This is a genomic window from Methylorubrum suomiense (assembly GCF_022179765.1).
In the GTDB taxonomy this organism is placed as follows: domain Bacteria; phylum Pseudomonadota; class Alphaproteobacteria; order Rhizobiales; family Beijerinckiaceae; genus Methylobacterium; species Methylobacterium suomiense.
The window spans coordinates 11863-32720 of sequence record NZ_BPRE01000013.1; the positions used below are offsets into that span (position 1 = coordinate 11863).

The 20858-nt window shown below is 69.4% G+C and carries 10 protein-coding genes; 9 read left to right on the forward strand and 1 reads right to left on the reverse strand.

What is annotated here, in order from left to right:
* Positions 1 to 74: 74 nt before the first annotated feature.
* Together MFF26_RS18675 and MFF26_RS18680 are read left to right on the forward strand one after the other, a co-directional pair.
* Entirely contained in the window at positions 75 to 10547 is a 10473-nt protein-coding gene (locus tag MFF26_RS18675) for an Ig-like domain-containing protein (protein ID WP_238308300.1), read from the forward strand.
* A 129-nt stretch (positions 10548 to 10676) separates the two neighbouring features.
* On the forward strand, positions 10677 to 12257 hold the full coding sequence (locus tag MFF26_RS18680) for a TolC family protein (RefSeq protein WP_137827737.1): 1581 nt from the start codon (positions 10677 to 10679) through the stop codon (positions 12255 to 12257).
* Between the two features lie 278 nt (positions 12258 to 12535).
* Here the strand turns inward: MFF26_RS18680 and MFF26_RS26500 are convergent, their stop codons facing one another.
* Positions 12536 to 12661, reverse strand: coding sequence for a hypothetical protein (locus MFF26_RS26500; protein ID WP_281405158.1), 126 nt, complete (start codon positions 12659 to 12661; stop codon positions 12536 to 12538).
* A gap of 217 nt (positions 12662 to 12878) precedes the next feature.
* Here MFF26_RS26500 and MFF26_RS18685 point away from each other — a divergent pair, with 217 nt between their 5' ends.
* From MFF26_RS18685 to selA, 7 genes are all read left to right on the forward strand, one after another.
* Positions 12879 to 13589, forward strand: a complete 711-nt coding sequence (locus MFF26_RS18685; RefSeq protein ID WP_137827736.1) for a recombinase family protein — start codon at positions 12879 to 12881, stop codon at positions 13587 to 13589.
* Positions 13590 to 13727: 138 nt separating this feature from the next.
* Positions 13728 to 14192, forward strand: a complete 465-nt coding sequence (locus MFF26_RS18690; RefSeq protein ID WP_137827735.1) for a MarR family winged helix-turn-helix transcriptional regulator — start codon at positions 13728 to 13730, stop codon at positions 14190 to 14192.
* A gap of 74 nt (positions 14193 to 14266) precedes the next feature.
* The gene (locus MFF26_RS18695) at positions 14267 to 15169 is read left to right on the forward strand and encodes a putative selenate ABC transporter substrate-binding protein (protein WP_137827734.1); all 903 of its coding nucleotides are present in this window, start codon (positions 14267 to 14269) and stop codon (positions 15167 to 15169) included.
* A 7-nt stretch (positions 15170 to 15176) separates the two neighbouring features.
* Positions 15177 to 15845, forward strand: coding sequence for an ATP-binding cassette domain-containing protein (locus tag MFF26_RS18700; RefSeq protein WP_210236178.1), 669 nt, complete (start codon positions 15177 to 15179; stop codon positions 15843 to 15845).
* On the forward strand, positions 15842 to 17389 hold the full coding sequence (locus tag MFF26_RS18705) for a PhnE/PtxC family ABC transporter permease (protein WP_210236177.1): 1548 nt from the start codon (positions 15842 to 15844) through the stop codon (positions 17387 to 17389). Before MFF26_RS18700 ends, MFF26_RS18705 begins: the two co-directional genes overlap by 4 nt.
* A gap of 1 nt (position 17390) precedes the next feature.
* The gene (selB, locus tag MFF26_RS18710) at positions 17391 to 19367 is read left to right on the forward strand and encodes a selenocysteine-specific translation elongation factor (RefSeq protein ID WP_238308301.1); all 1977 of its coding nucleotides are present in this window, start codon (positions 17391 to 17393) and stop codon (positions 19365 to 19367) included.
* On the forward strand, positions 19364 to 20821 hold the full coding sequence (selA, locus tag MFF26_RS18715; RefSeq protein WP_137827733.1) for an L-seryl-tRNA(Sec) selenium transferase: 1458 nt from the start codon (positions 19364 to 19366) through the stop codon (positions 20819 to 20821). The genes selB and selA overlap by 4 nt, the downstream gene beginning before the upstream one ends.
* Positions 20822 to 20858 lie beyond the last annotated feature (37 nt).

Sequence of the window (20858 nt, forward strand, 5' to 3'; positions counted from 1 at the left end):
CTTCGTTAACCATGCGGCCTTAGCCTCGCCCGCGTGGACGCGCCACGCGTTCCGTCGCAGGCTGAGCGGTGTCGATGTTCGAACGTTTCCGGAGCAAGACGCGGGCCGGCTCCGATTCGCGGGCCGCGACGGGCGCGCGGACACCGACAATCCGCGCGCTGGAGCCCCGCTTCGTCTTCGATGGTGCTGCGGCTCCGGCCGCCGCGCAGGCGCATTCGGACGCGGCCGCCACGCAATCGCATGGCGATGCGCCCCCCGGGGAGAGGCCCGAGCCAGACGGGCACGCAGCGCATGCCGAACCAGCCGATGCCCGTGCAGCGGCGCCGGTGGCGCCGCCGACGCACGAGACCGCCACCGCGAGCGGCCGGCACGAGATCGTGGTGATCGACAAGGGCGCCGCCGACTTGGCGACCTTACTCGCCGGCATGCCGTCCTCGGCGGAAATCATCCTGATCGATTCTGCCAGGGACGGCTTCGATCAACTCGCCGACGCGCTCGCGGGGCGCAGCGGCATCGATGCCATCCATATCCTCTCGCACGGCTCCGCCGGCGACCTGCATCTCGGAACGGGAGAGCTGACGGCCGAGACGATCCAGAGCCGCTACGCCGCCGACCTTGCCGTCATCGGCAACGCGCTCACCGCCACCGGCGATCTTCTGATCTACGGCTGCGACTTCGCCGCCGGCGCCGTCGGCGCCCGTGCCGTAGCCCTCCTGGCCTCCGCCACCGGGGCCGACATCGCCGCCTCGGACGATGCCACCGGCGCGACCGAACTCGGCGGCGATTGGAACCTCGAGACACACCGGGGCGCCATCGAGACCGGTGTCGTCCTCGATGAGGCGGCGCAACGTGACTGGCATCATCTCCTGGCAGCCGCGGATAACGGCCGCGGCGCCCTGCTCGCGGTCTCGGGCCGCGCGATTTACAGCGTCGATATCGCGACCGGAAAGGCCACCGAACTCACGCGGGCGCTCGACAGCGTCGGGGGGATCACGTTGGGCGCGTCCCTCAATTCGCTCGCCGTCGATCAGGCGAACGGATTGATCTACTATGTCGACAACAACAGCCCGAATGCCGCCGACAAGAACGCCCTGTTCGCCTACGATTTCAGGAACGATCGGCACATCGTGATCGAGTCCGATCTATCGACCAGAGGCATCACGACCGGCACTCGGGGACTGGGTGGAGCCGGTGCCGCCTTCTCTAACGGTGTTCTCTACCTTGCCGTGGAGAACGTCTCCGGCAATACCGATCAGATCTACAAGCTTACCTTCTCAGGAGCGGGCCAGGCCGTAGCATCGGGCTCGACCTTCGGTAATCAGTCGAACCACAATTACGACTGGGGCGACATTTCGATCGATCAGGCCGGCGGACAGCTTATCAGTGTGACGGGGAACTCCTTCGCACGCTTCAATCTCAGCGACGGGAGCGAGGTGCTCCACGACGAGACGGTGACCCGGACCGAGGTCCAGACCGGCGTCGATTCGGGTGGCTTCCTCTACACCCTCGGGACGAACATCACCCGGATCGATCCGAATACCGGAGCCGCCATCGGCAGCGGCAAGGCCATCACCACGGACGGCTCGACCGCGCTCACCGGGATCAATGACGCCGCCGCCTGGACACCGCCGACCTCGACGATCGGCGGGCGGGTGTTCGGCGACGCGAACAAGAACGGGACGTCCGACAGCGGCGAGAACGGCATCCGCGGCGTGACGGTCGAGCTCGTCGACGACGTCAACGGCAACAGGCAGGTCGATGCCGGAGAGCGCGTCCTGGCCACGGACACGTCCGCGGCCGACGGCAGCTACAGTTTCACCGGGCTCCTCCCCGGCCAATTCGTCGTGCGCGTCACCGACACCGAGGGCCGCCTCACCACGGCGACGGCGACGACGGCGACATCGGGCGCCCTCACCGACACCAGGGTCGGCGCGACGCTGGCCGGCCCGGATTTCGGCTACAATCCCGCCATCGTGCTCGACCTCGACGACTCGGCCGCAGGAACCGGCTACGCCACGAACTACACCGAGCGGGCGGCGGGCGTCGCCATCGTCGACGGCGATGCCTCGATTCACGACGTCGCCAGCACGACCATCACGTCGGCGAAGGCCGTCATCACCAACGGCAGCGGCGCGGATACCCTCAGCATCGAGGGGAATTTGCCTGCGGGCATCAGCGCCGCCTACGACGCGGCGACCTATACGCTGACGCTGACCGGCTCGGAGAGCCTCGCCACCTACCAGACCGCCCTGCAACAGATCCGGTTCGCGTCCGCCGACCACGATCCCGCGACGACGACCCGCACCATCGCGGTGACGGTCCATGACGGAACGATCGACTCAAACACGGCGACGGCCACGATCGCCTTCACGGCCCTCGACGATGCACCCGTGAACGGAATTCCGCGCGCGCAAATCGTGAACGAGGACACCAAACTCGTGTTCTCCTCGGGCAACGGCAATGCCCTCAGCGTGTCGGACGCCGACGCCCGCGGCGGCAATCTCACCACGACGCTCAGCGTCCTTCATGGCACGGTCACCCTCGGCTCGATCACCGGCGTAACGGTGAGCGGCAACGGGACCGGCACGGTGAGCGTCACCGGCACCGTCGCGGCGATCAACGACGCCCTCGAAGGCACGTCCTACCGGCCGGACGCCAACTACAACGGGAGCGAGACGCTCACATTCGTCACCGACGACAACGGCAACACCGGGACCGGCGGCCCCCTGAGGGACAGCGACGACATCACCATCACGGTCACGGCGGTCGGCGACCCCCCGCTCAATACCTTCCCGGCCAGCCAGACCCTCGCCGAGGACACCAACCTCGTCTTCTCGTCGGCGACAGGCAACGCGGTTCGCGTCGATGATCCGGACGGCGACCGGCTCACGGTCACCCTCTCGGCGGATCAGGGGCTATTGAGCCTATCGCGCGTCACCGGCCTGACCTTCACGGCGGGCGTTGGTGCGAACGATGCCACCATGACGTTCTCCGGCGCGATCGCCGACATCAACGCCGCGCTCGACGGTCTGCGTTTCGCCCCCCGGGCCGATTACAACGGCAGCGCCCGGATCTCCCTCGTGACGCGGGATCCCATTCGCGCCGCCGAGAACTTCACCAACGGCTCGTTCGAGAACCCGACGATCGCCGGCGGCAGCTACGCGATCGTGTCGGAATCGTCGGTTCCGGGCTGGAAGACGGATGCCACCGACCACCAGATCGAGATCTGGAGTTCCGGCTATAACGGCGTGCCGGCCTACGAGGGCAACCAGTTCGCCGAGATCAACGCCAATCAGGTGGCGGCGCTCTTTCAGACGTTCGATGCGACGGCCGGCTCGACCATCACCCTCGACTTCGCCCATCGCGGGCGCGAGGGCGTCGACACCATGCAGGTCAGGGTCATGGATCTCGGTGCCGACGGCATCGCCGGCACGGCCGACGATCGCACGCTCTTCGACAAGAGCTATTCCGACGGCAACACGGCCTGGGGGGCCTATCGGGAGACGATCGGGGAAACCGCCAGCGGCAACAAGCTGCGCTTCGAATTCCGCTCGATCAGCGCGGCCGGCGGCTCGCAGAGCGTCGGCAACTTCATCGACGGCATCCGGATCGAGCAAGGCTTCGTGACCGCGAGCACCGTCGATGTCACCATCGATCCCGTCGCCGACATCGTACCGGATACGGTCACGACGAACGAGGACAATGCCGTCACCTTCAACGCCGTCACGGGTACGGATGGCGGCGCCGCGGACAATTTCGAGGATCCCGCCCGTGCCGTGACCGCCGTCTCGCAGGGCGCGCATGGCAGCGTCACCTTCCGGCCCGACGGCCTCCTCACCTACACGCCCGACGCGGATTTCAACGGAACCGACCACTTCACCTACACGGTGACCTCGGGAGGGACGACCGAAACCGCGACGGTGACGGTAACGGTGCGCCCGATCAACGACGCCCCCGTCAACGGATTGCCGGCGGCCCAGACGACGGCCGAGGATACCGGGCTCGTCTTCTCGTCGGGCAACGGCAACGCCATCACCGTCTCGGATTTGGATGCGGCCACCGGCAATCTCACGACGACGCTGAGCGTGGCACATGGCACGCTGACCCTCGGGTCGCGCACCGGCGTCACCGTGACGAACGACGGGACCGGGACGGTCACGCTGACCGGCACCGTCGCGGCGATCAACGCCGCCCTCGACGGCACGGTCTATCGCCCGGACGCCGACTACAACGGGAGCGAGACCCTCGCGGTCGTCACCGACGACGGCGGCAATACCGGCACGGACGGTGCCAAGAGCGACACCGACACCGTCTCGATTTCCGTCGCCGCCGTGAACGACGCGCCCGTGAACGGCGTCCCTGGCCCACAGGTCGTGGACGAGGACACCAGCCTCGTCTTCTCGGCGGCGTCAGGCAACGCCATCACCGTCTCGGACCTCGATGCCGGTAGCGGTCGCGTGACCACCACGCTTCAGGTCCAGCACGGCACGCTGACGCTCGGCAACACGGCCAACGTCACGGTCACCGGTTCGGGCAGCGGTTCGATCTCGCTGACCGGCACCGTCGCCGCCATCAACGCAGCTCTGGACGGCACGACCTATCGCCCGGACGCCGACTACAACGGGAGCGAAACCCTTACGGTCATCACCGACGACGGCGGCAACACCGGCGCGGGCGGAGCCAAGAGCGACACCGACACCGTCGGCCTTACCGTCAATCCGATCGGCGACGCGCCGACCAACGCCGTGCCGGCCGCGACGCAGACGCTGGACGAGGATACGCCGCTGATCTTCTCGACCGGCGGGGGCAACGGCATCCGCGTGGCCGATGCGGACGGCGGAACGCTCACCGTGACGCTGAGTTCGGCGCAGGGCCAGCTCACCCTGCCGAGGACGACCGGCCTTACCTTCGAGCAGGGCACCGGCACCGGCGACGAGTCGATGCGCTTCTCAGGCACCGTCGCCGACATCAACGCCGCTCTCGAAGGACTTCGCTTCGATCCGGCCGCTGACCGCAACGGGGCCGTGCAGATCTCGCTCGTCACCGTCGATCCGACGGGGGCGACGGCAACCAGCACCATCGGCGCCACCATCATACCGGTCGCCGACATCGAGCCGGATACGGTCACGACGGACGAGGACACCGCCGTCACCTTCAACGCCGTCACGGGCATGGACGGCGGCACCGCGGACAATTTCGAGGATCCCGCCCGTGCCGTGACCGCGGTCTCGCAGGGCGCGCATGGCAGCGTCACCTTCCGGCCCGACGGCCTCCTCACCTACACGCCCGACGCGGATTTCGACGGAACCGACCGCTTCACCTATACGGTGACGGCGGGTGGGACGACCGAAACCGCGACGGTGACGGTGACGATGCGCCCGATCAACGACGCCCCGGTCCTCGACCTCTCCGCCACGCACGGCTACGCCACCCGCTACACCGAAGGCGCCTCGGGCGTGGCGATCGTCGATGCGGACGTGTCGGTGAGCGATGTCGACAGCGCCAGCATGGCCTCGGCCACGGCCGTCATCACCAACGGGCAGGCGGGCGATACGCTCGCCGTCGAGGGGCCGCTGCCCGCCGGCATCGTGGCCCGCTTCGACGCCGCGACCTACACGCTGACGCTGACCGGTGCGGCCGCGAACGCCGACTATCAGACGGCGCTGAGCCGCGTGCGGTTCTCCTCGTCCGAGCGCGATCCCTCCACCGTCACCCGCCGCATCGACGTCAGCGTCAGCGACGGCGCGCTGCGCTCGGACGTCGCCACCGCGACCGTGGACGTCACGGCGGTGAACGATGCCCCCCTCAACGGAGTGCCGGCGGGCCAGACCACGGCGGAGGACACCGGGCTCATCTTCTCGTCGGGCAATGGCAACGCCATCACCGTCGCGGACCCGGATGCGGGAACCGGAACTCTCACCACCACATTCAGCGTTGCGCATGGCACGCTGAGCCTCGGGTCGCGCACCGGCGTCACCGTGGCGAACGACGGGACCAGGACGGTCACGCTGACCGGCACCGTCGCGGCGATCAACGCCGCCCTCGACGGCACGGTCTATCGCCCGGACGCCGATTACAACGGGAACGAGACGCTCACGATCGTCACCGACGACGGCGGCAACACCGGCTCGGGCGGAGCCAAGAGCGACACCGATACGCTGGCGCTGACGGTCTCACCGGTGAACGACGCCCCGCGGGCCGGGACGCTTCCGGCCGTCGGCAGCCTCGATGGGGACAGCGTCGCCGGACTGGATCTCGGCCGCTTTTTCTCCGACGTCGAGGGCGAGACGCTCACCTTCGGCATCGCCGGGCTGCCGACCGGGCTCACCTTCGACAGCGCCACCGGCTCTGTCCACGGCACGATCGACCGCTCCGCGTCGCGGGGCGGGGCGAACGGCGACAACACCGTCACGGTCACGGCCGATGACGGCCACGGCGGCACCACGCGCCGCAGCTTCACGTGGCGCGTGGTCGATCCGGCACCGATCGCGCGGAATGACGGCGCGCTCACCGACGCGCGCATGTCGGCCCTCGGCTCCGTGCTCGCCGATAACGGCAACGGGGCCGACAGCGATCCGGACGGCGATCCCCTCACCGTGGCAGCCGTCAACGGCGCGGCGGCCGGCGTCGGACAGGCGGTGACGGGCTCGAACGGCGGCCGTTTCACCGTGCGCGCCGACGGCAGCTACCGGTTCGATCCCGGCACGGATTTCAACGGTCTCACGGCAGGCCAGACCCGCACGACGCATATCGACTACACGATCAGCGACGGCGATGGCGGCACCGCGACGGCAACCCTCACCGTGACGGTCGTAGGCCTCACCGATGCCCCGGCATCCCTGGCACCGGGCGACCGCGCCGCCGGTGACGGCGGGACCGTGGTCCTGCCCTATGGCAACCCATCTCAGGGTCCGGACGGCGCGGCCCCGAGCTACAGCGCCACCGGCCTGCCGCTCGGCCTCGCCATCGATCCGGCCACGGGAACCATCCGGGGGACGATCGACCGGGCCGCTTCCGGCCCCACCGGCCTCGCCGATTACCAGGTTACGGTCACGGCAACCGATCCGGGCGGCACGCAGACCGAAACGCGCTTCACCCTCCGGGTCACCAACCCCGCCCCGCAGGCGATAGACGACGGGGCGACCACGCCCGAGGACAGACCGGTCGTGGTGGATGTCCTGGCAAACGACCGGGACCCCGACGGGGACGTCCTCGCGATCGTCGCCACGGGCGATGCCGCTCCGCGCGCCGGACACGGCCGGGTGGCGATCGCGGACGGCAAGCTCGTCTACACGCCGGATGCGGATTTCAACGGCACGGATACGATCACCTACGCCATCGTCGACGGGAACGGCGGCACCAGCACCGCCTCGGTCACGGTGATTGTCACCCCGGTCGATGATGGGCCGCGTGCCGTCACCCTGCCCGATCAGGCCGGCCGCGGCGGCGCGTCCGTGGTCTACGACATCGCCACGCGCTTTCGCGATCCCGACACGGATCGATCGGCATCCGCCCCGAGCGGCGACGGGCTCCGCTTCACCGCGACGGGTCTGCCGCCGGGCCTTTCCATCGATCCGGCGACCGGACTGATCACGGGCTCCCTGCCGGTCGGATCGGCCGCGGCCACCGATTACACCGTGACCGTCACGGCGACGGACGCGGCCGGCGCGAGCATTGCCCGCAGCTTCACTTGGACGGTGAGCGACACAGCAACGGCCGGGCCGGACCAAGCCACCACCCGCGCCGGCACCCCTGTCCTCGTCGCGGTCACGGCGAACGATTCCGCCGCCGATGGCAGCGCCGTCCGTCTCGTCGACGCACCCGGCGCGACGAGTGCCGCCCACGGCACCGTCTCGGTCGATCCCGCGACGGGTCTGCTCACCTACGTGCCGGACGACGGATTTTCCGGGACGGACACCGTCGTCTACACGGTCGAGACGGCGCAGGGCCTGCGGGCGACCGGGCTCCTCACCGTCACGGTGACGCCCGAGAACCTGCGCCCGGTCGCCCCCGATACCTTCTCGGCCCGAAACGCGGTCGATGGGGAGAGCCTGCGCGTGCCGTTCGGACATCTCGTCGTCGACCCCGAGGGAGCGCGCCTCGCCTACACCGCGACCGGCCTGCCGCCGGGCCTGACGATCGATCCAGCAACCGGCGAGATCAGCGGGACGATCAACCCCGACGCCTCGGGTTCGAGCGGGCAGGCTACCTACGTGGTGACGCTCACCGCCACCGATCCGAATGGCCTCACGGTTTCGCGAAAGTTCGCCTGGACGGTCACGAATCCCGCGCCCTCGGCCTCGGACGACGTCCTCACCACCGACGAGGATACCCCGGTCGACATCGATGTGACCGGCAACGACCACGATCCCGACGGCGATCCGCTCTCGGTGGTCGCCGGTTCGGTGACGGCTTATCACGGCACGGTCGCCATCAACCGGGACGGCAGCCTGCGCTACACGCCCGACCCGGATTTCAACGGCACCGACACCATCGTCTACACGGTCACCGACGGCAATGACGGCTTCGCCACGGCTTCCTTGGCCATCGACGTGAACCCGGTCAACGATGCACCCGTCTTCGATGCCGCCTCATCGGCCATCGCCGATTGGTCGGCCCAGGATGCCGCACGGGTATCGATCCCGGCCGGAAGCGCCTTCAGGGACATCGACGAGGGCGACGTCCTCACGTTCTCGGCGAATGGCCTGCCCCCCGGTCTCGTCCTCGATCGCGCGACCGGCCTGATCTCCGGCACCCTCGCTCCCGACGCATCGACCCGGGTGCCGGGCGGCGTCTACGCGGTCATGCTCACCGGCACCGATCGCAGCGGCGCCTCAGCCACGGCGCGCTTCACGATCACGGTCGGGAATCCTGCTCCGATCACCCTCGACGACGCCGCGACCCTCGACGAGAACACCCATCTTGAAGGCCACGTCCTCGACAACGATGCGGATCCCGACGGCGACGCCATCCGGGTCGACCCGAAGCCCGTCGCCGGCCCCTTGCACGGACGTCTCGACCTGCGAGCGGATGGCAGCTTCACCTATAGGCCGGACGCCGATTTTCACGGCGAGGACGCCTTCACCTACGCGGTCATCGATTCCGATGGCGGCCGCTCGACGGCCACGGTCCATCTCACGGTCGCGTTCGTGGACAGCGCTCCCAAGGCGACCGCGGCTCCGGTCACGACGCGCGAGGACACACCCGTCGATGGCCGCGTCGTCGCGAACGACCGAGAGGACGGAACCCTGATCTTCTCGATCGAGGCGCCGCCTGCCTCCGGCCGGGTCACGCTCCGTCCCGATGGCAGCTTCACCTATACCCCCGGCACGGACTTCCATGGCGGCGACGGCTTCACCGTTCGGGTCTCGGACAAAGCCGGCGGCTTTACCCTCGTCACGATCCCCGTGACCGTCGCCACGGTCAACGACGCTCCGGACGCCCATGCCGACGATCTCGCGGTATCGGCCGGCGAGGTCGGCAGGGGACGGGTCGTGGCGACGGATCGCGATGGTGATTCCCTCGGCTTCCACCTCGCCGGAAACCCGGCGAACGGTACGGTCCTCCTGGCGGAAGACGGGTCGTATTCCTACACGCCCGGAACCGGCTTCAGCGGCCGCGACCGTTTCACGGTCGAGGTCAGCGACGGCAGCGGCGGGATCGCGCGCGTCACGATTGCTGTCACGGTCGGGGCAAATCGGGATCTCGTGCCGCCGCCCGGGCTCGGTCTCCCGCTGCCCGGCGCCCAGCCGATCCTCCATGCGCCGGCCCCGTGGCCGACACCGGCCTTGGAAGCGGGGATCAGTGCCAACGGCTTCCTCCTACCGGCCGTCGCCGCGATCGACCCGCTCGGCTCCATCGGAAAGGTGATCCTGGCCGACGGTGCGGTCGTCGCCGCGGTCAACGGCGTCGACGACCTGCACGGTACGGTGATCGACACCGACCGTGACGTGGTGCTCGATATGGGCGATCGGATCGCGTCGCTCGCCTGGGAGCGGTTCGAAGGCGCCTCGGACAGCGAAGGGCCCTGGTTCTCGCCGAGCCCCTATCTCGGCCGTTCGCTCGCCCTCGCCCTGTCGACGGTCGATGATACCGTTGCGCACCGGAACGACCTGTTGATCGAGGCGATCCGACGGCCCGACATCTTGGTGATCAACCTGCGCAACCGGACGCCCGACGTCGCGTCCATCGGCACCGTCCGGATCTACGGGCCGGACGGCACGCCCGGCCCGGCCTGGATCGAGGGAGATGGCAGGGGCGGCTTCTGGGGTCGGCCCCCGGCCGGGACCCGGCTCGTCGCCATCGAGGTGGACGTCGCGCTCCGGGATGGACGCGTCGTCCGCTGGCCGATGACCGTCGATGCGGAGACCGGGGAAATCCTGGCGACCAAACCTGCACGTCTCGGTGCCGGTTCGAAGGTCATCGAGACCCCCGATCTCGGGCTTCGCAGCGAAGCGCCGATGTTTACGGCCCAACTGGCCTCCCTTGAACGGGACGGACGTGCCGATTTCACCTTGATCGAAAAGGCACTCGCCCGCGCTCACTGATTTGTGGCACCGGCCAAAACCCTCATTTTGACGGTTCGTTTACCATGCCGATTGAAAGAACGGGGGAGCGCGAGAGCGGGCTCCCGGGGCTTCCCGAGGGCGCTTAAGCCCGGAGGGGAAGCGGGGATCATGGCGCAGGTTCGGCCAAGCGACGGCAGGTACCGGCGTCGGATCGGTTCCGCGTGGCTTGGAGCGACGCTGCTGGCCACGGCCACGGCCGGCTGCACCGTGACGCCCCAACCGCTCGGGCAGGCCGAAATCGGTGCCTATGCGGCGGACAAGCTGCGCCGCGTCGGTTCCGATCAGCCGCTACCGGGACCGCGCATCGATCTCTACGAGGCCTTCGCCCGCGCTCTGAAGTACAATCTCGATCAGCGCGTCGAAATCATGCAGACGGCCGTGCGAGCTCGGGAGCTGAGCTTCGCCAGCTATTCGATGCTGCCGAACTTCGTCGCCAACAGCGCCTATGCGGGGCGCGACAACTACGCTGCGAGTTCTTCGATCTCGGTGCTGAGCCAGCGCCAGTCGCTCGAACCCTCCTATAGCCAGGACAGGAACTTCGTTTTCGGCGACCTGTCGCTGAGCTGGAACATCCTCGATTTCGGTCTGTCGTATGTGCGCGCGCGGCAGGCCGCCGATGCCGTTCTCATCGCCGAGGAGAATCGCCGCCGGGTGGTGAGCCGCATCATCGAGGATGTGCGGACCGCCTATTGGCGCGCTTTGACGAGTGAGCGCCTTGCGAGCCGCCTGCGCGCCCTCGAAGGCCGCGCTCAGAACGCGATCAGTGACGCCCGTCGGCTCTATAACGAGCGCCAGACCTCGCCGATCACGGCCCTCACCTACGAGCGCGAACTGATCGAGATCAGGCGTGAGGCCCAGCGCGTCGAGGCAGACCTGCTCGTCGCCCGCAGTCAGCTCGCGTCGCTGATGAACCTCCCCCCCGATCTGCCGTTCCGGCTGGCCGAGATGGAGGGAGTCGAGGCGGGTTTGAAGCTCGGCGTCGCCGATTCCGATCTCGTTCGCGTTGCCCTGGAGAACCGGTCGGAACTCCGCGAGGTCGCCTATCGCCAGCGTATCAACGGGCGCGAGGCGACCGCCGCCCTGCTGGAAATGCTGCCCGGTTTCAACGTCATCGTCGGCGCCAACGCCGATTCGAACCGCCTGCTCTACAATTCGAACTGGGTCGGCTGGGGCGCGCGCGCGAGCTGGAACCTGATGAGCGTGTTCCGCTACCCCGAGCGGACCAGCCTCATCGATGCGCAGGACGCGCTCCTCGACAAGCGTGCACTGGCCGTGACCATGGCGGTGATGACCCAGGTCCATGTCAGCCGGATCCGCCACGCGCTGGCGATGAAGGAATTCGAGACAGCCGCCGCCTTCCGCCGTGTCCAGCGCCGTATCGTGGGGCAGATGCGGGCGTCCGCTGCGGCGCTCTCGACGAGCGAGCAGACCCTGATCCGCGAGGAGATGAACACCCTGATCGCCGAGGTCAAATTCGATCTCGCCCATGCTGCCGTCCAGAACGCGCGGGCCAACGTCTTCGCCTCCCTCGGCCTCGACTCCTTTCCGTTGGCGACCATCGATGGCCAGGATCTCGATGGCCTGACGCGAGCCGTGCGGACGAGCTGGCTCGGAATCGGGGCGGTCCTCGCCGAAGCGCCTCCGATCCCGCGCGTGCCCGCCGTTCCGCCCCTGAGGCTGAGGCACTGAGGCAGGGATCCGCTCGCCTCGTGGCACGAGCCGAACATCGACCCCGCCACCGCAAAAGCTCCCGCGCCGGGGAGCGCGCCGCCGGAGCGATGGGCGGCGATCAGATCGTCGCGTAGCGAGGCATCAGGGAGCCACTCGCGACGGGCGTCACCGCACCGGTCCGGCCGGGCAGAAGCCGGCGCAAGCGTTGCTCGACACGGCGGGTCTCGCGCGCGAAGCCGGCTCGAGGCCGGACGAGCCGTCGGAGAAGATTTCGGCCAGGGCTGCGCCGAGCTCCGTCAGCGCAGCGCGATAGCCCCAAGACGGGCCCAGGCGGCGCGGGAGGACAGACCGAGCGCGTTGGAATAGCCCTGCACCGAGCCCGTCCGGCCCATCGCTTCGAACATCACCGTCGGGTCAGTCACAGCGTGTTCCTGCCGATCCGAACCAGCCCCCGAGGCCGAGCGCCGCCACAGTCTGACCCGATCTGGAATATGGGTTCATATTGATGGCTCTAAAACGGTCGTTCACAACATGACGGCCCCGTTCGGGGCCGCGCCTACGATGCGACCGACATAACGCTCCGGATCACGCCGACACGCGTCGCCGAAACCATCCGACGGGTACACAGGCCGAACGCCGATGTCCTCAGACCTGTTCGTTTCCTACCTCCGGTCTGCCCAGGCTGATGCCGAGGATGTCCTCGCCTTGCAGCGTGCGGCGATCGCCCGTCATCTCGGTCGCCGCGGGCGCCTTGCTGCCGAGATCATCGGTGACACGGCCTGTGCGGTTGAGCCGGACCTGAGCGAGGCGATGAGCCTGTGCCATCGGCACGGCGCAACGTTGCTGATGGCCGAACTCGGCATCTGGGGCGATGAGTCCGCCTTCCTGCGCAAACTGGGCTACGAACTGCGTCACCTGAATCTCCGCTTCGTCGCCCTGGACAGACCGGAGGCCAGCGAGCTGACCCTCGGCATCATGGCTGCGGTGACGGAAGCGGAGGAACGGTTCGACGTGATCCGCACGCCCGAGATCGTTGCCCGCCGCCGCGACTTCTATGCCCGCTTCACCGCCGAGCGTCGCAAATGCGCCGCGACCGGGTCGGGTCACATGTCTGTCCGCAGATCCGAGACGCGTTTCCAGATCGAGGACCAGCGGTCCGGAACGTCGCGGAGCTGGGAACGCGCCCTGGACGTGGCGCCGCTTCTCACGGAGATTCGCGCGGCCGGCGTCGAAACGCTGGAGCAGGTCGCCCACACGCTCAACGCTCTCGGCATCCCCTCGGCCCGTGGAAACCGCTGGTACCCGATGCAGGTGGCCCGCGTTACGAAACGCCTTGCGGCTGTTGGTTGAGGCGGTCGCCTCTGCCCGATGGCGGTGGTGGTTCCGATCCGGCATGCTGCCGGAGCCGTTCGCAGGCTGCACTCGTGAGCAGCGGCTTGACATGATCCTTCATGCATGAACCATTCATGCTCGAAGGATATCGCAGCGATGGTCGACCGCAACCGCCGTCTCAGACTGGACGATCAGCTCTGTTTCTCGCTCTATGCCGCGACGAACGCGGTGGTGCGGGCATACCGGCCCCTGCTCGGTGATCTGGGCCTCACCTATCCGCAATATCTCGTGATGCTCGCGCTCTGGCAGGATGGGGCCGCGCCGGCCCACGCTTTGGCCGCACGGTTGAAGCTCGGCGCCAGTGCCATCACACCGCTGGTCGACAAGCTCGAAGCGGCCGGTCTCGTGACCCGCGCCCGTGCCGCCGACCGCCGCGTCGTTCTCGTCGCCTTGACCGAAGCCGGCCGTCGTCTGGAGGACAGGGTCGCCGCGGCGCAGCAGGCCGTCGTCTGCCGCACCGGGCTGACCGAGGAAGGCCTCGCCGACCTGCGGCAGGAGTTGAAGGCCCTCGCCGACCGTGTGGCGGCCCAGGGCGGTGAGCCGCAGGACGAGACAATCTGACGGGACCCGACGTCCGCCGCGCCGGGTCGCACGCAACGAAGGTCCGAAACAGGACCGGTGGGAGGGAGACGCCGATGATCGACGCAAGGCTTCGGCCTCTGCGGACGCGCCTGCTCACGGCGCTGTTCGCCGTCGTTCAGACCGTGCTGGGCATCGCGGCCGCTCGAGCGGCGGATCACCCGCCTTTCGTCTTCACGGGCATTCCCGATCAGGACGAGCGGCGCTTGGTCGAACGCTTCGGCAAGGTGGCCTCCTATCTGGAGGCCAAGCTCGGCGTGCCCGTGCGCTACATTCCGGTGAAGAACTATCCGGCTGCGGTCACGGCCTTCACCAACGGGCAGGTGCAGCTCGCCTGGTTCGGCGGCTTCACCGGCGTGCAGGCGCGGAGGGCGGCATCCGGCGCCCGTGCCATCGCGCAGGGCGCGGAGGACGCAACCTTCAAGACCTACCTCATCGCCAATATCCGGACCGGCCTCGTCTCGTCGAAGGAGTTCCCCAAGGCCATCGCGGGGAAAACCTTCACCTTCGGGGCCCGCACCTCGACTTCGGGCCGCCTCATGCCCGAACATTTCATCCGCCAGGCCTTCCCGGGACAGACGCCGGATCAGGTGTTCTCACGGGTCGGCTATTCGGGGGACCATTCGCGCACGATACAGCTCGTCCAGTCCGGCGCCTTCGATGTCGGTGCGGTCGATTACACGGTGTGGGACCTCGAGACCAAAGCCGGCAAGGTCGATGCCTCCGCCGTGTCGGTGATCTGGGAGAGCCCGACCTATCCGGACTATCAGTGGACCGTCCGCGGCGACGTGGACACCGTCTACGGTGCCGGTTTCACCGAGCGTCTGACCGCGGCACTCGTCGCGATCGAGGACCCGGCGATCCTCGAGCCGTTCGGACGCTCGAAATTCGTTCCCGTGACGGATGCCGCCTACGACCCGCTGATCGCGGTCGCCAAATCCACCGGGCTGCTCGACTGAGGCGCCCGTGCCCATTCCCGCCCTCGCCCTTTCGGATGCCTCGGCCGCCTATGGCGGGCGGGTGGTGCTGCGGGGCATCGACCTGACGATCCGGGCCGGTGAGCGCGTGGCGTTGCTGGGCCGCTCGGGGGCGGGCAAATCGACCCTGCTCGGCCTCCTGCACGCGCAGGCCCCGGGGCGCACCGCGTTGGTGCCCCAGACCACGGCGCTGGTGCGCACCCTGTCGGTGTTTCACAACGTCTATATGGGCCGGCTCGACCGGACCTCGACCCTGCACAACCTGCGCACCCTTGTCCGTCCGGCGGCGGCCGACCTGCGCGAGGTGGGGGCGGTGCTGGCCCGCGTCGGGCTCGCCGAGACGATCCGTGCCCGTGCCGGAGCGTTGTCCGGCGGACAGCAGCAGCGAGTCTCGGTCGCCCGCGCCCTCTACAATGGTGGCCCGATCCTGATCGCCGACGAGCCGGTCTCAGCGCTCGACCGCGTGCAAGGCGCGGGCATTCTGGCCGAGATGGCCCGCACGCACGAGACGCTAGTGCTGGCGCTGCACGACGTCGCCCTGGCGCTCGCCGCGACCGACCGCATCGTCGTTCTGGAAGCGGGCCGGATCGTCCTCGACGCGCCCGCCCGCGAGCTCGATGCGGCGCGGCTCACCCCCTTCTATGCGGGGACAGCGTGAGCGGTCTCGGGCGCCTCTCCCCGCACGCGCCCTTCCCGGGCTATGCCGCGATCAGCCGCTGGTTCGCGGCCGTGGCGCTCGCCGCCCTGCTGGCCGCCGATCTCCACGTGTCGAGCCTGCAGCCTTGGGCCGAGCTGCGTCGACTGCTTGCAGGATTCGTCCAAGCCGACTTCCCGTCGGTCGAGGCCTTGAGCGTCGCGCACACGGTCGCGTTCGCCGTGCTGGGCGTCGGACTCGGGGCCGGATCCGCTTTTCTGCTGGCGATCCCGTTCGCGCGCTCCCGGACGGTGCGCGGGCTCTGCGCGTTCCTGCGGTCGGTGCACGAGCTGTTCTGGGCGCTTCTGCTGATCCAGGTCTTCGGCCTCTCGGCGACCACCGGCATCCTCGCCATCGCGCTCCCCTATGCGGGCATCTGCGCCAAGGTCTATTCAGAGATCATCGAGGAGAATGACCTCGCGGCCCTTCGCGTCCTGCCGCCCGGCACCGGCGGGGCGTCCGCCTTCTTCTACGCCCGCCTGCCGGACGTGGCGGACAAGCTTCGCCACTACACCCTCTACCGGCTCGAATGCGGCCTGCGCTCGACCCTGGTGCTCGGCTTCATCGGCCTCCCGACCATGGGCTTCCACCTCGAATCCGCCTTCCGCCAGGGTCGCTACGGCGAGGCCGGCGCCCTGCTCCTCGTGTTCTACGTCCTGATCGGCACGCGCCGGCTGTGGCTGCGCCCGCTCACCCTGCCGTTCCTCGCGGTCGCGAGCCTGATGGCGCTACCCGCCACGATCGGCAGCCCGGCGATCGGGGCGAGCCTCGCCCGCTTTCTCGGTCACGACATCGTGCCGGTCCCCTTGCGCGGCGCGGCATTCTCGGATCCGGACACGTGGCTTCGCCTCTGGACGTGGCTGCGGCCGATCCTCACGGAACAGGTCGGGCCGGGCGTCCTGCAGACCCTGATGCTGGCGCAGATCGCCTTGGTGGCCACCGCGCTCGGCGCGCTCGCGCTGTTTCCCCTCGTCTCGCGCCGCTTCGCCGGGCGCATCGGCCAACCCCTGGGCCGCATCCTCCTCGTCACCGTGCGCTCGACCCCCGAATACATGCTGGCCTACGTCGCCCTGCTGCTGCTCGGTCCTTCGATGCTGCCCGCCATCCTGGCCCTCTCGATCCACAATGCGGGGATCGTCGGCTTCCTTCTGGGCCGCCACGCCGACGATCTGGCCTACCGCCCGGATGCGCCGAGAGGCCTGAACCTCTACGCCTACGAGACCGTCCCCCGACTCTACGGCCAGTTCCTGGCCTACCTGCTCTACCGCTGGGAAATCATCCTGCGCGAGAGCGCGATCCTCGGGATGCTGGGCGTCGCGACGCTCGGCTTCTACATCGATGCGGCGATCTCGGAGCTGCGGCTCGACGTGGCCGTCGTCCTGATCGCCGCGACCGCCCTGATGACGATGGCGATCGATGCCCTGTCGCGGGCATTGCGCCGCTCCCTGCGCATCGCCGACCTGCCGACCCGCCTGTCGCGGCCGCTCGGCCCAAGCGGGGGAACCTGAGATGAGTGCCCCCATCATCCTCGCCACCGCGGGTCACATCGACCACGGCAAGACCTCCCTCGTGAAGGCGTTGACCGGCATCGACGCCGACCGGCTCCCCGAGGAGAAGGCGCGCGGCATCACCCTCGATCTCGGCTTCGCCTATCGTCACGACGAGGGGAGCCGGAACGGGACGACCCTCGGCTTCGTGGACGTGCCGGGCCACGAGCGGCTGGTGCGCACCATGGTGGCGGGCGCCACCGGAGTCGACGGGGCCCTCCTGGTCGTCGCGGCCGACGACGGCGTCATGCCACAGACCCGCGAGCATCTGTCGATCCTCGACCTGCTCGGGATCGGGCGCGGGGTCGTGGCGATCACGAAGAGCGACCGCGTCGACGCGACCCGCCTCGCCGCAGTGACCGCGGAGGTCCGCTCCCTCCTGGCCGGAACGACGCTGGCGGACGCGCCGATCCTGCCCTGCTCGTCCCGGACCGGCGCCGGCCTCGCGGCGCTCTCGGCACATCTCGTCGAGACCGTCGGGCCGGCGGAGGAAGGGGCGCGGCAGCGCGGCTTCCGACTCGCCGTGGACCGCCACTTCACGGTGCCGGGCGTCGGGCTCGTGGTCACCGGCGCCGTGCATGCCGGGACGGTGGCGGTGGGCGACCGGCTCCTGCTCTCGCCGGGCGGCCGGGAGGTGCGGGTGCGCGGGATCCGGGCGCAGGACCGGGACGCCGAGCGGGGCGGGGCGGGGGAGCGATGCGCCCTCAACATCGTCGGTCCCCGTCTCTCCCGTGAGGACGTGCACCGGGGCGACTGGCTCGTCGCCCCTGACCTTCACGGGCCGGCCACGCGCCTCGACGTGCGCCTGCGCCTGCTGCCCTCCGAGCCCGGCCCGCTGCGCCACCGGACGCCCGTGCAGGTCCATCTCGGCGCGGCCGCGGTCGCGGGCCGCGTTCTTCTGCTCGATGGGACATCGCTCGAGCCGGGCGCCGAGGGGCTGGCCCAACTGACCCTCGATGCGCCGCTCGGCGCCCTCGGCGGCGACCGTTACGTGCTGCGCGACGTCTCCGCCCGGCGCACCCTGGGTGGGGGCCGTGTCGTGGATCCGTTCGGCCCACGCCGCGGGCTGCGGAGCCCGAATCGTCGGGCGCTGCTCGAGGCTTTGTCCGAACCGGACGATGCGCGAGCCCTGTCGCAGGCCCTGGCCGGGGCCGAGGGCGGGATCGACCTCGACCATTTCCGCCATGTTCGCAACGTGGCGCCTGCCGCCGAGGCCCCCCTGTTCGCATCCGCGGATCTGCGCGTCGTGCCCGGTCCGTCGGGCCGGCTGGGCTTCTCGGGCCAGCGCCTCGACGCCGTGGCGGACCAGCTGCGCACCCGGCTCGACGCGCTTCACCGCGACGAGCCGGACAATCCGGGACTGACCTACGAGGAATTGCTCGGCTCGCTCCCTCGGATGCTGCACCCGGCCCTGCGCCCCGCCCTGCAGGCCGAACTCGACGCCGGGCGCGTCCTGCGGCGCGGGAGCGTCCACCATCGCCCCGGCCATGTCGTCCGCCTCGCCCCGGTCGATGTCGAGCTCTGGGAGCAGATCTGCGCGATTCAGCGCGCGGCGGGCCGCGATCAGCACCGGCTCAGTCGCCTCGCCGAGCGGCTCGGCCACGAGCCGGACGAGATCCGGCCGCTTCTCGACAAGCTCGGACGGATCGGGTGGCTGCGACGCGTCTCGAAGGCCTATTACGTTCTGCCCGAAGCGGTGGCCGACCTTGCCGGCGTGGCCGAAACGGTCGCCGGCGAGCATCCGGAAGGCCTTCTGACCGTGGGCAATTTCCGGGCGGCGGCGGGGATCGACCGCCACATCACGATGCCGCTCCTCGAGCATTTCGACGCCGCCGGTTTCACGACGCGCCTCGGCGAGGGCCGGCGCATCACCGGCAACCGTCAAACGATCTTCACGCCCGGCGAGGGCGCCGCCGCCATGGGACCGGCCCTGCCATGAACCAATCCGCGAACCGTCCGTCCGTCGGCGCCGCCGTCGAGACGCCGCCGCCCGCGCGGCCGCGACCGCCCTCGGTCGAGCGTCTGCTCACGCATGACAGAGCTGCTGCGCCGCTCGCAGCCTACGGCCGCACCGCGGTGACCGAGGCGATCCGGGCCGAACTCGACGCAATCCGATCGGGTCGCGCCGAGATGGCGCCGGAAACCGTGATCCTGGCGCGCGCCGAGACACGGCTCGACGCCGAGCAGCGCATCTCGCTGCGCCCCGTCCTCAACCTGACCGGGACGGTCCTGCACACCAATCTCGGTCGCGCCCTTCTGCCGCCGGAGGCTGCCCGAGCGGTTGCCGCCGTGATGACCGGTGCATCGAACCTCGAATTCGACCTCGAACGGGGTGAACGGGGCGAGCGCGACAGCCATGTCGAGGCGCTGGTTCAGCGGCTCACCGGGGCCGAAGCGGCGGTCGTCGTCAACAACAACGCGGCGGCCGTCCTGCTCGTGCTCAACGCGCTGGCCATGCGCAAGGAGGTCATCGTCTCCCGCGGCGAACTCGTCGAGATCGGCGGTTCGTTTCGCGTGCCGGACGTGATGGCGCGGGCGGGCTGCCGGCTGCGCGAGGTCGGGACCACCAATCGCACCCATCTGGCCGATTACGCCGAGGCGATCGGCCCGCGGACCGGCCTCGTGATGAAGGTGCATCCGAGCAATTACGCGATCCACGGCTTCACCGCGGAGGCGGACGAGGCCGATCTCGGTCGGCTTTGCCGGGAGCGCGGCATCCCCTTCGCGGTCGATCTCGGCAGCGGCAACCTGATCGATTTCGCCGCTTATGGCCTGCCGCCCGAACCCACCGTGCAGGCGGCGCTGGCCAATGCCGACCTCGTCACCTTCTCGGGCGACAAGCTCCTCGGCGCCGTGCAATGCGGCATCGTCGCGGGGCGGCGCGACCTGATCGACCGCGTGCGGAAGAACCCGCTGAAGCGGGCCCTTCGGGTCGACAAGATGACCTACGCGGCCCTCGAAGCGACCCTGCGCCTCTACCTGCACCCCGAGACCCTGCGCGAGCGGCTTCCGACCCTGCGGCTCCTGACCCGGCCGGAGGCCGAAATCCGCGCGCAGGGCGAGCGGCTGCTTCCCGGCGTGTCGGAGCGCCTCGCCGGACAGGCGGCGATCAGCGTCGAGCCCTGCACGAGCCAGATCGGGTCGGGCGCCTTGCCGGTCGAGACCTTGCCGAGCGCCTGCCTCGCCTTCCACCCGCCGGCCGATGAGCGTCGCGCCGGCGCGTGGTTGAAGCGGCTCGCGGCCCGCCTGCGGGCCATGCCGGTGCCCGTGATCGGACGCGTCAGCGACGGGGCGTTGCGCCTCGATCTGCGCACCCTCGAGAACGAGGCCGTCTTCCTCGCCCAGATCGATGCGTTGGCTGGGTCTGCGTCCACGTCACGCGAGGAAACGTGATTATCCCCTCGAAACCGACGCTGCTACATCCAAGAGT